Annotated in this window: 12 protein-coding genes; 3 read left to right on the top strand and 9 right to left on the bottom strand. The window is 66.6% G+C overall.

The window, feature by feature from the left end; genetic code table 11:
- Nucleotides 1-29 precede the first annotated feature (29 nt).
- The 9 genes from IEX25_RS12345 to IEX25_RS12305 all read right to left on the bottom strand — a co-directional run bounded on the left by IEX25_RS12345 (nt 30) and on the right by IEX25_RS12305 (nt 9,264).
- On the bottom strand, nt 30-485 hold the full coding sequence (locus IEX25_RS12345) for a cytochrome c-type biogenesis protein (RefSeq protein WP_188715283.1): 456 nt from the start codon (nt 483-485) through the stop codon (nt 30-32).
- The gene (locus IEX25_RS12340; protein WP_188715281.1) at nt 482-2,443 is read right to left on the bottom strand and encodes a heme lyase CcmF/NrfE family subunit; all 1,962 of its coding nucleotides are present in this window, start codon (nt 2,441-2,443) and stop codon (nt 482-484) included. The genes IEX25_RS12345 and IEX25_RS12340 overlap by 4 nt, the downstream gene beginning before the upstream one ends.
- Before the next feature lie 102 nt (nt 2,444-2,545).
- Nucleotides 2,546-3,067 (bottom strand): holin family protein, encoded by a 522-nt coding sequence (locus IEX25_RS12335; RefSeq protein ID WP_103171386.1) that lies wholly within the window; start codon nt 3,065-3,067, stop codon nt 2,546-2,548.
- Nucleotides 3,058-3,669, bottom strand: a complete 612-nt coding sequence (locus IEX25_RS12330) for a holin-associated N-acetylmuramidase (protein ID WP_188715279.1) — start codon at nt 3,667-3,669, stop codon at nt 3,058-3,060. The genes IEX25_RS12335 and IEX25_RS12330 overlap by 10 nt, the downstream gene beginning before the upstream one ends.
- A 77-nt stretch (nt 3,670-3,746) precedes the next feature.
- On the bottom strand, nt 3,747-4,217 hold the full coding sequence (locus IEX25_RS12325) for a CinA family protein (protein ID WP_188715277.1): 471 nt from the start codon (nt 4,215-4,217) through the stop codon (nt 3,747-3,749).
- Nucleotides 4,214-4,711 carry a phosphatidylglycerophosphatase A family protein gene (locus IEX25_RS12320; protein ID WP_188715275.1) on the bottom strand — a complete coding sequence of 166 codons (498 nt, stop codon included), beginning with the start codon at nt 4,709-4,711 and terminating at the stop codon, nt 4,214-4,216. Before IEX25_RS12320 ends, IEX25_RS12325 begins: the two co-directional genes overlap by 4 nt.
- Nucleotides 4,712-4,715: 4 nt before the next feature.
- Nucleotides 4,716-5,861 carry a bifunctional 2-C-methyl-D-erythritol 4-phosphate cytidylyltransferase/2-C-methyl-D-erythritol 2,4-cyclodiphosphate synthase gene (locus IEX25_RS12315; protein ID WP_188715274.1) on the bottom strand — a complete coding sequence of 382 codons (1,146 nt, stop codon included), beginning with the start codon at nt 5,859-5,861 and terminating at the stop codon, nt 4,716-4,718.
- Nucleotides 5,858-8,038 (bottom strand): phosphoribosylformylglycinamidine synthase subunit PurL, encoded by a 2,181-nt coding sequence (purL, locus tag IEX25_RS12310; RefSeq protein WP_188715272.1) that lies wholly within the window; start codon nt 8,036-8,038, stop codon nt 5,858-5,860. The genes IEX25_RS12315 and purL overlap by 4 nt, the downstream gene beginning before the upstream one ends.
- 302 nt (nt 8,039-8,340) lie before the next feature.
- On the bottom strand, nt 8,341-9,264 hold the full coding sequence (locus IEX25_RS12305; RefSeq protein ID WP_103171380.1) for a LysR family transcriptional regulator: 924 nt from the start codon (nt 9,262-9,264) through the stop codon (nt 8,341-8,343).
- Nucleotides 9,265-9,413: 149 nt separating this feature from the next.
- Between IEX25_RS12305 and IEX25_RS12300 the strand changes: the two genes are divergently transcribed.
- From IEX25_RS12300 to ccmE, 3 genes are all read left to right on the top strand, one after another.
- A complete protein-coding gene (locus IEX25_RS12300) occupies nt 9,414-12,803 on the top strand; it encodes an indolepyruvate ferredoxin oxidoreductase family protein (protein WP_103171379.1) in 3,390 nt (1,129 codons plus the stop codon).
- Nucleotides 12,804-12,895: 92 nt separating this feature from the next.
- Entirely contained in the window at nt 12,896-13,708 is an 813-nt protein-coding gene (locus IEX25_RS12295) for a glutamate racemase (RefSeq protein WP_103171378.1), read from the top strand.
- A gap of 19 nt (nt 13,709-13,727) precedes the next feature.
- On the top strand, nt 13,728-14,177 hold the full coding sequence (gene ccmE, locus IEX25_RS12290; RefSeq protein ID WP_103171683.1) for a cytochrome c maturation protein CcmE: 450 nt from the start codon (nt 13,728-13,730) through the stop codon (nt 14,175-14,177).
- Nucleotides 14,178-14,320 lie beyond the last annotated feature (143 nt).

Raw genomic sequence — 14,320 nt, 5'->3', positions numbered from 1 at the left:
ACCGCGCAGGGGGAAAGCGCGACCCGGCGTCAGTCGCGCATGATCTGGTCCAGCCGGTCGCGCTCGGCCTGGCTCAGCGCCGTGGTTTCCTCGGGGCGGGCCGTCGCGCGGGACCGCAGGAAGCGCCAGGCCCCCAGCAAGGCCAGCAGCGCCATGACCGGCCCGGCCAGCCACAGGACCAGGTTGCCGCCCCGGGCGCGGGGTTCGAACAGCACGAATTCGCCGAAGCGGTCCACGACGGCGTCGATTACCTCGTCGTTGCTGTCGCCCGCCACGATCCGTTCGCGCACATACAGCCGCAGATCGCGGCTGATCGGTGCGTTCGATTCGTCGATATTCTCGCCCTGGCAGACCGGGCAACGCAGTTTTTGGGAAATCTCGCGCGCCCGCGCCTCGGCCGCGGGATCGGGCAGCACCTCGTCGGGCTGCACCGCGAAGGCCGCCATGGGCAGCAGCAGGGCGAGTGCCAGGGCAAGCCGCCTCATTCCGCGGCCACCGTTCTGGCGGGCGTGCGCCGGGCGCCTGCGGCCACCCGATAGCGACGGTCGGACAGGCTGACGATCCCGCCAAGCGCCATCAGCAGGGATCCCGCCCAGATCCAGTTGGCGAAGGGCTTGATATAGGTGCGCACGGCCCAGCCCCCATCCGCCTGGGCATCCCCGATCACCAGATAGATGTCGCGGAAGATGCCGTTGTCGATCGCGGCCTCGGTCGTGGGCATGGCCTGGACGGGATAGACCCGCTTTTCAGGATGCAGCACCGCCACCGGTCGCCCATCCCGCGCGACCTCCATGGTGGCCGTAGTCGAGACGTAGTTCGGCCCCTCGACCTCATCGACGCTGGCAAGGGTGATGTCGTAATCGGCGACCCGGAACGGCTGGCCGATCTGCGCGACGCGGATATCCTCGACCTGCCAAGCGGTGAGAAGGGCGACGCCGATGAAGGTGACGCCCAGTCCGCCATGGGCGATGGCCTTGCCCCAGTCGGCGCGTGGCAGGCGCGCCAGGCGCGACAGGCCCGACTGGCCGGTGCGGTGGACCAGTTCGGCCACCGCGCCGAAGACGATCCAGGCGCCAAGCCCCGCCCCGATCACCGCAATCGCCGACCGTCCGGTCGAGACGGCAAAGATCAGCGCCATCACCGCCCCGGTCAGCAGCAGGGCCGGCCACAGGGGGCGCATGATCCGGCCGAGCGTCGCGCGTTTCCAGGGCAGGATCGACCCCAGGGGCAGCACCATCGCCAGCACCACCATGAAGGGCGTGAAGGCCTGGTTGAAGAAGGGCGCGCCCACCGACAGCTTGCGGTCCCACAGCATCTCGGCGATCAGGGGCCACATGGTGCCGATGAAGACCACGAAGGCCGACACCGCCAGCAGGACGTTGTTCAGGACCAGGGCGCCTTCGCGCGACACCGGCGCGAAGATCCCCTTGGCGGTCATCTGCCCCGCCCGCGCGGCGTAAAGCGTCAGCGCGCCGCCGGTGAAGAACACCAGGATCCCCAGGATGAACACGCCCCGCGCCGGGTCGCTTGCGAAGCTGTGGACCGAGGTGATGACGCCCGAACGCACGATGAACGTGCCGATCATGGAAAATCCGAAGGCCATGATCGCCAGAAGGATCGTCCAGCTTTTCAGCGCCTCGCGCTTTTCGACGACGATGGCGGAATGCAGCAGGGCTGCAGCCAGCAGCCAGGGCATGAAGCTGGCGTTTTCCACCGGATCCCAAAACCAGAAGCCGCCCCAGCCAAGCTCGTAATAGGCCCACCAGGATCCCAGCGCGATGCCGATGGTCAGGAACATCCAGGCGGCCAGCGTCCAGGGACGCACCCAGCGCGCCCAGGCGGCGTCCACCCGCCCCTCGATCAGGGCGGCGACGGCGAAGCTGAAGGCCATCGAAAGGCCGACATAGCCCAGGTAAAGGAACGGGGGGTGGAAGGCCAGGCCAGGATCCTGCAGCAGCGGGTTCAGGTCGCGCCCGTCGAAGGGCGGGCTTGCCAGCCGCAAAAACGGGTTCGAGGTGAAGATGATGAAGGCATAGAAGGCCGCGCCGATCGCCGCCTGCACCGCCAGCACCCGCGCCCGCAAGGCCGGGGGCAGGTTGTCGCCGAAGATCGCAGCCGCCGCCCCGAACAGCGCCAAGATCAGCACCCACAGCAGCATCGACCCTTCGTGGTTCCCCCAGACGCCGCTGATCTTGTAGATCATCGGCTTGGCGGTATGCGAATTCTCGTACACCAGCTTCACCGAGAAGTCCGAGGTGACAAAGGCCACCGTCAGCGCCGCGAAGGACAGCCCGACCAGCAGGAACTGCGCCACGGCGGCCGGGCGGGCGCTGTCCATCCAGCCCCCCCACCCTTTCGAGGCGCCGACCAGCGGCACGACCGTCTGATACAGCGACACCGCAAAGGCGAGGATCAGGGCGAAATGGCCGAATTCAGCTGTCATGGCGGCGATCCTTCCGTGTCCGCCCAGCATAGAGCCATGCAAAAGGGGGGAAAAGTCCCCCCTTGGTCGCCTTGGTCAGTTTTGCGTGCGCCGGGCTGCGGCCTATTCGCGCAGGCCGGCCACCCAGTCGCGCAGCGCGGCATTGTCGGCAAAGTCGTCGTTGGGCTTGACCGCCGTGACCTGCTGGGTGGTCGTCACGCTGGTCTTGACCTCTTGGGCGGGCCAGACGCGATGGCGGAAATGATGCGCCTCTCGCGCGCCGAAATAGAAGCCCACGATGGCCCCAAGCAGCCACCACAAGGGTTCGGGCACCTGTTGCAGGCCCATCATGCGCAGGCCGAACCCCTCGGGCTCGATCATGGCATAGACGAACAGGGCCATGGTCCCCAAGGCCAGAAGCGGTCGGGGAAGGCGGTTCAAACCGTTGACGAAGCTGTCGAAAAATCCCGGGCGGACGGTCTGGAATTCCTGTCCCAGCTGGTTGATCGCGCGGGCATAGGCTTCCTCCTCAAGCTCCATCTTGCGGGTGGCGTTCTGGGTGAAGACCTCGGCCATGCCGGTGGCGGCGCTGCCCAAGGCGGTGACGCCTTGGCCCAGGCCGATGAAGCGGTCGATCATGCCCATTTGGCGGTCCTTTCGCGATGCTCGGCCTCGGTCAGGTGATAGCGGGGGCTGATGAATTCCTCGGCCCGGGTGATCCAGCCGCCCTTCCCGCCTGCCTTGCTGCGCGCATATTTGCGGCTGGCGGGGCGCTGATCGGCCAGCGAATAGTAATAATTCCGCCGCGCGATCCCATAGGCATCGGCGAAATGGTCGGGCGCGGCGGCGGCGGCGTCATGGGCCGCGGCGATGGTCTGCGGGCCGATGACGCCGTCGGCCGTCGCGGCAAATCCCATGCGCGCGACCAGCCTTTGCAGGATCTTCACGGCATTGGTGCCCGCGTTCACATACATGTCGAAGACGCTGGCCTGCACCGCAGGGGGCAGTTCGGCCAGTCGCGGACGGCGGAAATAATGTTCCACGAAAATCTGCTGAGCCTGGGCGCGGGTCAGCATCTTGACGTCGGTCGCATCGACCCGCCCGTCCTTGTTCAGATCCAGACCCAGGGACTTCATCGTCCCGACCGTGACGCCGTAATTCGTGGCGCCGCCCGGATCGTCGGGATCGTTCACATATCCGCCTTCCCGCGCGACGATCTGCGCGGCGACTTCCTCAACGCTTGGCATGGATCACCCCCGTCCTGAACATCAGGCGGCAAGGGTGGCGGGCCTGCGTTAACGGGCCGTTAACCGTCCGTGCGTTGCTAGTCGCGCAGGGCGTCCATCAGCATCTGCAAGGCGTGATCCACGGTCGCGGCGCGGACATTGCTGCGGCCGATGGCCCCGAACTCGACCGTTTCGGTGCGGGTGCCGAAAGGCTGCGCGATGCCGAAGCAGACGCGGCCTTCGGGCTTGTGTTCGGAGCCGCCGGGGCCAGCGATGCCGGTGACGGAAACGGCGATGCCTGCCTGGGACAGGCGCAGGGCGCCCGCGGCCATTTCCGCCGCGACCTGTTCGCTGACGGCGCCATGGGCTTCCAGCGTTTCAGCGCGCACGCCCAGCATCTGCTGCTTGGCGGCGTTGGAATAGGTGACGAAGCCCCGGTCCACGGCGTCAGACGATCCCGGCACCTCGGTCAGGGCGCCCGCGATCAGGCCGCCGGTGCAGCTTTCGGCGGTGGCGATCATCACGCCGCGCGCGCGGGCGGCGTCCAGGATATCGGCGGCAAGGCTCACAGCATCGGCTCCAGCAGGGCGTGATACAGACCGGCAAGCGCGACCGATCCCAGCCCGGCGAACAGCCCGGCCCACAGATCGTCCATCATCACGCCGACGGCCCCGCCCTGCCGGTCGGCGCGGCCCACCAGCCAGGGCTTCCAGATGTCGAACAAGCGGAACAGCAGGAAGGGCACCACAAAGGCAGGCCAGGCGTCCAGGATCGAGATCCCGTGCCGGGACAAGGGAATCACCGTGAAGGACATGGCAAGCCACTGGCCCGCCACCTCGTCGATGACGATTTCGGACGGATCCTCGTCGGTCGTCATCCGCAGCGCCTGCGGCACGGCCCAGAACCCGATCAGTGCGGCGAGAACCGCGCCAAGGGGGATCAGCAGCGCCCCGCCCGCCTCATAGACCAGCACCGCCAGCAGGACGGCGGCCGCCGACCCCCAGGTGCCGGGCGCGGGGCGCAGCCTGCCAATGCCGAAGAAGGTCGTGATCATGGCGATCATCGCGTCACGCCTTGATCAGCGCGGCGGTGGCGATGGCCGCGATGCCTTCGCGCCGCCCGGTGAAGCCCAGCCGTTCCGAGGTGGTGGCCTTGACGCTGATGCGGCTGGCGTCAACGCCCATGATCTGGGCCAGGCGGGCCTGCATGGCCTGGGCATGGGGGCCGATCTTCGGCATCTCGCAGATGAGCGTGACGTCGGCATTGCCGAAGGTGAAGCCGCGCTCACGCGCCAGATCCGCCGCATGCGCCAGGAAAATCGCGCTGTCGGCGCCCTTCCATTGCGGATCGCTGGGCGGGAAATGGCGGCCGATATCGCCTTCGGCCAGCGCGCCATAGATCGCGTCGGTCAGCGCGTGCATTCCCACGTCGGCGTCGGAATGGCCGACCAGCCCGGCTTCATGCGCGATCTGCACGCCGCACAGCCAGACATGGTTGCCCGGCCCGAAGGCGTGAACGTCATAGCCATTGCCAAGGCGAATATCCATCGCAGTCCCCAGTATCCGTTCGGCCCGCGCGAAATCTGCGGGAAAGGTGATCTTCAGATTGTCCTCGGACCCCGGCGTGATCGCAACCGGGATCCCCGCCTTGAGCGCCAGTTCCACATCGTCGGCGGCGTCGTGGGGGTGGAGGCGGTGCGCATTGGATATTTGATCCAAGGCAAAGCCCTGCGGCGTCTGCGCCCGGAACAGCCCGTCGCGCGGGGTCGTGCCGGTGACAGCCCCGCCCGCACCCTTCCACAAGGCATCGCTGACGGGCAAGGCCGGGGCGGCGGCGGGCGCGCCGCCTTGCAGCGCGTCGATCACGCCCTGGATGACGGCATCGCCGACCAGGGGGCGGGCGCCGTCATGGATCAGGACGTGGGTCGCCTGCCCTTCCAGCGCGTGAAGCCCCGCCATGACGCTGGCCGCGCGGGTGTCGCCCCCGGTGACGATGGTCACGCCGCCCGCAAAGTCACGGATCGCGCGGGCCATGTCGTCGGGATGGACCACCAGCACCACGCGGTCAAAGCCTGCAAAGGCATCGAGCGAGCGCGCCAGGATGCTGCGCCCGGCCAGGTCGCGCCATTGTTTCGGCTCGCCCCCGCCCGCGCGGGTGCCGCGACCGGCAGCGGTGACGATGGCGGCATAGCCCGGAGGCGCCGTGACCGTCATGCGTGATCGGGCATGTCGCCCCGGATCGCTTGGGCGAAGGCGGTGCGGTAAAGCTGCGACAGATCCGCCAGATCGCCCGCGTCCTCGCCCATCTGCACGGCAAGGCCGCCGAAGACGCCCACTTGCGCAGCGGGCACGCCAGCGGCATCGGCCGCCTTCAACAGTGCCTCGGCCCCGGCGGCGTCGCAGGCGACCAGATAGCGGGCTTGGTCTTCGCCGAACAGCTGCGCGATGTCGCCGCTGTCCAGGCGGATGCCGATGCCCGCGGCCTCGGCCATCTCGAAGGCGGCAAGGGCAAGGCCGCCGTCCGACAGGTCGGTGGCGGATTTCAGATGGGCGCGGTTGGCGCGCAGGAATTCGCCATGCTTGCGCTCGGCCTCCAGATCGACATGGGGGGCGTCGCCCTTCTCGATGCCGAAGGCCTCGGCGGCGAGCGCCGACTGGCCCAGGTGGCCGCGCGTTTCGCCGATGACGATGGCCACATCGCCTTCGCTCGGCAAGCCCGCGATCAGGTTCGACAGGTCGTCGATCAGGCCCACGCCACCGATGGTGGGTGTGGGCAGGATGCCCTTGCCGTCGGTTTCGTTATACAGCGACACGTTCCCCGACACGATGGGGAAGTCCAGGGCCTTGCAGGCCTCGCCGATGCCTTTGATGGCGCCGACGAATTGGCCCATGATCTCGGGCTTCTCGGGATTGCCGAAGTTGAGGTTGTCGGTGGTGGCCAGCGGCAGCGCGCCCACGGCCGAGAGGTTGCGATAAGCCTCGGCCACGGCCTGCTTGCCGCCCTCGAAGGGGTTGGCCTTGACGTATCGGGGGGTCACGTCGCTGGTGAAGGCCAGTGCCTTGTTGGTGCCGTGGACGCGGACCACGCCCGCGCCCATGCCGGGGCGGCGGATCGTGTCGGCGCCCACCTGGGTGTCGTATTGTTCCCAGACCCAGGCCTTGTGCGCATAGGAAGGCGATCCGATCAGCGCCCGCAGCGCCTCGATGGGCGTGATCGCGGGCAGATCCGGCGCAGGACCGGCGGCGGGGGTTTCCACCCAGGGGCGGTCGTATTCCGGCGCGCTGGACGACAGCTTCGACAGCGGCAGGTCGGCCTTGACCTGATTGCCGTGCAGGATCAGGAAGCGGTCCTCGGCGATGGTCTCGCCCACGATGGCGAAGTCCAGATCCCATTTCTCGAAGATGGCGCGGGCCTCGGCCTCCTTCTCGGGCTTGAGGACCATCAGCATCCGTTCCTGGCTTTCCGACAGCATCATCTCGTATGCCGTCATGGCGGTCTCGCGCTGCGGGACGTTGTCCAGGATCAGCTTGATGCCAAGCCCGCCCTTGTCGCCCATTTCCACGGCGGAACAGGTCAGCCCGGCCGCCCCCATGTCTTGGATGGAAATGACGGAATCCGTCTGCATCAGTTCAAGGCAGGCTTCCAGAAGGCATTTCTCGGTGAAGGGGTCGCCCACCTGCACGGTCGGGCGCTTTTCCTCGATGCTGTCGTCGAATTCGGCGCTGGCCATGGTCGCGCCGCCCACCCCGTCGCGGCCGGTCTTGGCGCCCAGATAGACCACCGGCATGCCGATGCCCGAGGCGGCGGAATAGAAGATCCTGTCCGCATCGGCCAGGCCCGCCGCAAAGGCGTTGACCAGGCAGTTGCCGTCATAGCTGCGGTGAAAGCGGACCTCTCCGCCCACGTTCGGGACGCCGAAGGCATTGCCATAGGCGCCGATGCCTTCCACCACGCCCTTGACCAGATGCGGGGTCTTGGGATGTTCCGGGCGGCCGAAGGACAGCGCGTCCATCGCGGCAATCGGGCGCGCGCCCATGGTGAAGACGTCGCGCAGGATGCCGCCCACGCCGGTCGCGGCGCCCTGGTGCGGCTCGATATAGCTGGGGTGGTTGTGGCTTTCCATCTTGAAGACCACGGCCTGGCCGTCGCCGATATCCACCACGCCCGCATTCTCGCCCGGACCGCAGATCACCTGGGGGCCGGTCGTGGGCAGCGTGCGCAGCCATTTCTTCGACGACTTGTAGGAACAATGCTCGTTCCACATGGCGCTGAAGATGCCCAGTTCGGTGAAGGTGGGTTCGCGTCCGATGATGTCCAGGATGCGGTCGTATTCGTCGGGCTTCAGCCCGTGCGCGGCGATCAGGTCGGGGGTGATCGTCGGTTCCTGCATCGTGGTGCCTTCCTGCGGGGGTGGATGTGGCGCCTTTTAGGCACAGACGGCGCGCATGGGAAGGCCCGCGCCGACCCCTGTCGGAAGCGGGCCAAAAAAAAGCCGGGCACAAGGCCCGGCCTAAGTCCAACAGGGAGGTAGAAGGTGATGAGCGATTACGCTGATCATCGCCTTCGACGCCTGATCTATGGGCAGGTTGTTAACGATTCAAGGCCATTGACCCCATCCAAAGGTCATAGCGGCCATGCAGTTGCGGAATGGCTACACGCCAAAGTTGCAGATTTGCCCCAGCCTCTGCGACTTTAGTCGTTGCTTATGGCCTCTGACAGCAGGGCTTCGCTTTGCCGGCGGCGGAATGCCTGGATTTCCTCCAGCACGAAATCGCGGAACACGGCGACCCGGCGGGTTTGGCGCAATTCCTCGGGATAGGCCAGGAAGACCGGCACCTCGCCGGATTCGATGTTGGGCAGGACGCGGACCAGGCGCTTGTGATCGGCTGTCAGATAATCGGGCAACACGCCGATTCCCAGGTTCGCCAGCACGGCCTGCAGCACCCCGAAATAGTTGTTCACCGTCAGGGTCGATCCAATGTTCTGGGCCATGATCTCCTGCACCAGGCGCGCGCCGGCCGTCACCTGGGGCTGGTCGGGACGCTGGCAGATCAGGCGATAGGGGGACAGGTCGGCCATGGTTTCGGGCACGCCCGCCTTGTCCAGGTATTCCTGCGTCGCATAAAGCCGCATCCGCACGGATAGCAGGCGGCGCCGGATCAGGTCGGACTGGCTGGGTTCCTTCATGCGGATCGCCACGTCGGCCTCGCGCATGGGCAGGTCCAGGACCCGTTCCTCCAGCATGAGGTCGATCTTGAGGTCGGGATACTTGTCGTAAAGCTTGACCAGCTTGGGGGCCAGCCACAGCGTGCCGAAGCCCACGGTGGCCGTCACCTTCAATTCGCCGAAGACATGTTCCTCGCTGTCGCGGATGCGGGCCGATGCGGTATCCAGCTTGCGCGCCATCGAGGAGGTGGCCTCGAACAGCAGTTCCCCTTGTTCGGTCAGAATCAGCCCCCGCGCATGGCGGTGGAAAAGGGTGGTCCCAAGTGATTCTTCCAGGGCGCGAATCTGCCGGCTGACCGCCGACTGCGACAGGTGCAACGTGTCGCCGGCATGGGTCAGGCTGCCGGCATCGGCAACGGCGTGAAAGATTCTGAGCTTGTCCCAGTCCATGCTGTTACAATCCTGCCGTGGCTGCCATGCAATTTTTGCAGACCTAACCTGAATGCCCCATCTCGGCAAGCGAAAGGCAAACACGAAGTTTTTCCTTCGTCGGTCAGCAAAGCTGACCTATAATGCCCCAAGGCGGAGGAGACCACAGAATGAGCAAGCAGGAATTTTCGCTAGCCGACCGGTTCGACCTGACCAAGCCCCAGGTGCTGTTGAACGGCACGCAGGCCTTGGTGCGGCTGATGCTGATGCAGGCGGCGCGCGACAAGGCGGCGGGGTTGAACACGGCGGGCTTCGTGACCGGCTATCGCGGATCGCCGCTGGGGGGCGTCGATCTGCAGATGATGCGCGAAGGCAAGCGGCTGGGGGAACAGAACATCCTGTTCCAGCCGGGCCTGAACGAGGATCTGGCCGCCACCGCCATCTGGGGCAGCCAGCAGGCCGAGTTGCGGGGCGAGGGCAAATACGACGGCGTCTTCGCGCTGTGGTATGGCAAGGGGCCGGGCGTGGACCGGTCGGGCGACGTGATGCGCCATGCCAACATGGCGGGCACGTCGAAATTCGGCGGCGTGGTCATGGCCATGGGCGACGACCATACCGGCGAAAGCAGTTCCGTGCTGCACCAGTCGGACTGGGCGATGATCGACCGCTATATCCCCGTGCTGTCGCCCGCGGGCGTCCAGGAAATCCTGGATTACGGCCTTTACGCCTTTGCCTTGTCGCGTTTCGCGGGCGTCTGGACGGGGCTGAAGACCATGAAGGACACGGTCGAGGCGACCTCGGTCGTCAATGGCGATCCGTTCCGGCTGTCCTTCGTCACGCCCGACTTCCAGATGCCGGAAGGTGGGCTGAACATCCGCCTGCACGACACGCCCGTCGCCTCCGAGGCGCGGATGATCGACTATAAACGCTGGGCGGCCGAGGCGTTTTCGCGCGCCAACAAGATCGACCACAAGGTCTGGGGCAAGCCCGGCGCCAAGATCGGCTTCGTCGCGGCGGGCAAGAACTGGCTGGATCTGGTCCATGCGCTGTCGCTTCTGGGCATCGACGAGGCCGAGGCCGAACGGCTGGGCCTGTCCACCTACAAGGTCGGGCAGACCTGGCCCCTGGACATGAAGTCCTTCCAGGAATGGTCCGAGAACCTTGAACTGATCGTCTGCGTCGAGGAAAAGCGCAAGCTGATCGAGGTGCAGCTGAAGGAGGCGATCTTCGACAACCGCCACGGCCGCCGCGTCCATGGCTGGAAGCACGACCGCACCGGGGCCGAACTGTTCCCCACGCGCTACGCCCTTGATCCGGTGATGATCGCCCAGAAGATCGGCGAAATCCTGATTGAGGAAGGTCGCGGCACCGACCACATCAAGGCGGGCCTGACCCGCCTGGCCGAGGTGCGCCGCGCCGACAACGCCCCGGAAATCGCCACGCGCACGCCCTGGTTCTGCTCGGGCTGCCCGCACAACACCTCGACCAGGGTGCCGGACGGCAGCCGCGCCTATGCCGGGATCGGCTGTCACTACATGGTGCAGTGGATGGACCGGGAAACCACCGGCTTCACCCATATGGGCGGCGAGGGCGTGAACTGGGTGGGCGAGGCGCCGTTTTCCAAGACCAAGCACGTCTTCCAGAACCTGGGCGACGGCACCTACAACCATTCGGGGTCGCTGGCGATCCGCGCGGCCATCGCGGCGGGGACCACGATCACCTACAAGATCCTGTTCAACGACGCGGTCGCCATGACCGGCGGGCAGCCCAACGAAGGCGGCCTGACCGCCCCCCAGATCGCCGAGGAACTGGTGGCGATGGGCGTCAAGCCCCTGGTCGTCGTCTATGACGAAAAGGAAGACATCGACCGCAAGCAGTTCCCCACGGGCCTGCGCTTCGAGGAACGGTCCGAACTGATGGCCGTGCAGCGTGAACTGGCCGGGACCGAGGGCGTCAGCGCGATCCTTTATATCCAGACCTGCGCGGCCGAGAAACGCCGCCGCCGCAAGAAGGGCACCTTCCCCGATCCCGACCGCCGCGTCTGGATCAACCCCGAGGTCTGCGAGGGTTGCGGCGATTGCGGCATCCAGTCGAACTGCGTGTCGATCGTGCCCTTGGACACCGAACTGGGCCGCAAGCGCCAGATCGACCAGTCGTCCTGCAACAAGGACTTTTCCTGCCTCAAGGGCTTCTGCCCCAGCTTCGTCACGGTCGAGGGCGGCAAGCTGAGGAAGCCCAAGGCCGAGGCCTTCGAGATCCCCGACCTGCCAAGCCCCACCCTTCCCGCGATCACCGGCACGCATAACGTTGTCATCACCGGCGTCGGCGGCACCGGGGTCGTGACGCTGGGCGCGGTGCTGGCCCAGGCCGCCCATATCGACGGCAAGGGCGCCGGCATGATGGAGATGGCGGGCCTGGCCCAGAAGGGCGGCGCGGTCCATATCCACCTGCGCCTGGCGAACCGCCCCGAGGACATCAGCGCCATCCGCGTCGCCGTGGGCGAGGCAGACTGCATCATCGGCGGCGACCTGGTCGTGACCGCCGGGGCCAAGACCATCGGCCTGATGACCACGGGCCGCACCGGCGCCGTCGTCAACGACCACGAGATCGTGACCGGCGACTTCACCCGCCTGCGCGATTTCCGCGTGCCCTCGGACCAGCTCAAGGTCTCGCTTCAGGCGCGGCTGCGCGAAAAGGTGGCCTTCTTCGACGCCAACGACCTGGCGCTGCGGATGCTGGGGGATTCGATCTATTCCAACATGCTGGTGCTGGGCGCGGCCTGGCAGCAGGGGCTGATCCCCCTGACGCTGGACGCGATCATGCAGGCGATCGAACTGAACGGCGCCAAGGTCGCGGAAAACCAGCGGGCCTTCCAGATCGGCCGCTGGGCCATGGCCTTCCCCGAACAGACCCGCAAGCCCGCCCCGGTCACGCAACTGCCCCCCGATCCGGTGGCCTATCGCGAGGCGCGGCTGATCGGTTACCAGAACAAGCGGCTGGCAAAGCGTTTCCGCAAGCTGGTCGATGCCGCCCCCGCACCCCTGCGCGAAAGCGTCGCGCGCGGGTATTACAAGCTGCTGGCCTACAAGGACGAATACGAGGTCGCGCGGCTGCACCTGACCACGGCGCAGCAGATTGCGGAACAGTGGGATGGCGACACGAAGCTGAAGCTGCACCTCGCCCCGCCGATCCTGGGCGGCAAGAATGCCGAAGGCCGCCCGAGGAAACGCGAATACGGCGAAGGGATGCTGCGCGGCTTCAAGCTGCTGGCAAGGCTGAAGTTCCTGCGCGGCACGCCCTTCGACCCCTTCGGCTATGCCGCCGAACGCCGCAGGGAACGGGCTGCCATCCGCGAATACGAGGCGGACATGCGCGAAGTCCTGGCGAATGTCACCGATGCCACCATGCCCGTTGCCATCGAACTGGCGGAACTGCCGCTGACGGTGCGCGGCTTCGGCCCGGTGAAGGAAAAGGCCGAACAAGCCGCGGCCCTGCGCCGGACGGAACTACTGGCGCAGCTCCGCAGCGGCCAGGCACCCCTGCAGCAGGCCGCCGAATGACCACCTTTCGGGGGGTCACCTGATCTAAGTCATTTCCAAGAACCGCGATGCGCCCTAAAAAGGCACCTCGCGACAGAACAAGGGTGGCACGGATGGCGGTAGGCGTTTTCGATTCGGGACTGGGCGGGCTGACGGTCCATCAGGCCATCGCCGCGCGCCTGCCCGACCTGCCGCTGGTCTATCTGGGCGACAACAAGCATACGCCCTATGGCGTGCGCGATGCCGAGGATATCTTCAACCTGACCTGCGCGGGCGTCGAACGGCTGTGGCAGGAAGGCTGCGATCTGGTGATCCTGGCCTGCAACACCGCCAGCGCCGCCGCGCTGAAGCGGATGCAGGAAACCTGGCTGCCCGCCGACAAGCGCGTCCTGGGCGTCTTCGTCCCGATGATCGAGGCGCTGACCGAACGCCGTTGGGGCGACAATTCGCCGCCCCGCGAGGTCGCGGTCAAGCATGTGGCGCTGTTCGCCACCCCGGCGACCGTCGCCAGCCGCGCCTTCCAGCGGGAACTGGCCTTCCGCGCCGTGGGCGTCGATGTCGAGGCCCAGCCCTGCGGCGGCGTGGTCGATGCCATCGAGATGGGCGACGAGATCCTGGCCGAGGCGCTTGTGGCATCCCATGTCGAGGCGCTGCTGCGCCGGATGCCCCACCCCGAGGCCGCGGTGCTGGGCTGCACGCATTATCCCCTGGTCGAAGCGGCCTTCCAGAAGGCGCTTGGTCCCGATGTCAAGGTTTTCAGCCAGGCGGGACTGGTCGCGGAAAGCCTGGCCGACTATCTGCAGCGCAGGCCGGAATTCCTGGGTTCGGGCACCGAATCCAAGAACCTGACGACGGGCGATCCGGTCCGGGTGTCCAGCAAGGCCACCCAGTTCCTGCGCCGCCCCATCCATTTCGAGGCAGCATGAGGGTGATACCATGGCTGGCATGAAATCCCTGAAGAAACGCCGCCGCATCCAGGTGATCGTCGCGGCCGCCGTTGCCTTGCTGATCGCGGTGGGGCTGATCGGCTACGGCTTTCGCGACGGCATCAACCTGTATCGCTCGCCCACGCAGGTGACCGAGGCCGCGCCCGATCCCGACGAATATTTCCAGTTGGGCGGGCTGGTGAAGGACGGGTCCATCGTGGACCGCCACGGCGTCGAATTCGACTTCGTCATCACCGATGGCGCGGCGGAAATCCCCGTCAGCTATGTCGGCCGCGACCCGCGCCCGGACCTGTTCACCGAAGGCCAGGGCACCATCGCCAAGGGCTATTACCGCGACGGCCGCTTCGAGGCGCGCGACCTTCTGGCCAAGCATGACGAGACCTACATGCCGCGCGAGGTCATGGACACGCTGAAGGAAACCGGCGTTTACCAGGATCCGAACAGCTGATTTGGCAGGGGCCGACCCAGGCAAGACCCAAGCGGTGGCTTTCAGAGGCCACCTGCGCGGGTCGCGCCGGAAATGGCTGCCTGTTCGTTCCGCAGCCCCGCGATCTCGGCCATTTTGCTCCTTCTCCATTATAGCTAAAGTCA

It is taken from the genome of Paracoccus acridae (genome assembly GCF_014642735.1).
GTDB classification, from domain to species: domain Bacteria; phylum Pseudomonadota; class Alphaproteobacteria; order Rhodobacterales; family Rhodobacteraceae; genus Paracoccus; species Paracoccus acridae.
Note: the sequence above shows the minus strand (reverse complement) of the source record. Positions and strands in the feature narration are given on the sequence as shown.

Excerpts from the sequence above, each read along its gene's own strand:
- purL (WP_188715272.1), bottom strand. The coding sequence starts at position 8,038 with ATGCAGGAACCGACGATCACCCCCGACCTGATCGCCGCGCACGGGCTG.
- IEX25_RS12295 (WP_103171378.1), top strand. The coding sequence starts at position 12,896 with ATGGCGGTAGGCGTTTTCGATTCGGGACTGGGCGGGCTGACGGTCCAT.
- IEX25_RS12300 (WP_103171379.1), top strand. The coding sequence starts at position 9,414 with ATGAGCAAGCAGGAATTTTCGCTAGCCGACCGGTTCGACCTGACCAAG.
- ccmE (WP_103171683.1), top strand. The coding sequence starts at position 13,728 with ATGAAATCCCTGAAGAAACGCCGCCGCATCCAGGTGATCGTCGCGGCC.
- IEX25_RS12305 (WP_103171380.1), bottom strand. The coding sequence starts at position 9,264 with ATGGACTGGGACAAGCTCAGAATCTTTCACGCCGTTGCCGATGCCGGC.
- IEX25_RS12335 (WP_103171386.1), bottom strand. The coding sequence starts at position 3,067 with ATGGGCATGATCGACCGCTTCATCGGCCTGGGCCAAGGCGTCACCGCC.
- IEX25_RS12315 (WP_188715274.1), bottom strand. The coding sequence starts at position 5,861 with ATGACGGTCACGGCGCCTCCGGGCTATGCCGCCATCGTCACCGCTGCC.
- IEX25_RS12340 (WP_188715281.1), bottom strand. The coding sequence starts at position 2,443 with ATGACAGCTGAATTCGGCCATTTCGCCCTGATCCTCGCCTTTGCGGTG.
- IEX25_RS12320 (WP_188715275.1), bottom strand. The coding sequence starts at position 4,711 with ATGATCGCCATGATCACGACCTTCTTCGGCATTGGCAGGCTGCGCCCC.
- IEX25_RS12345 (WP_188715283.1), bottom strand. The coding sequence starts at position 485 with ATGAGGCGGCTTGCCCTGGCACTCGCCCTGCTGCTGCCCATGGCGGCC.
- IEX25_RS12330 (WP_188715279.1), bottom strand. The coding sequence starts at position 3,669 with ATGCCAAGCGTTGAGGAAGTCGCCGCGCAGATCGTCGCGCGGGAAGGC.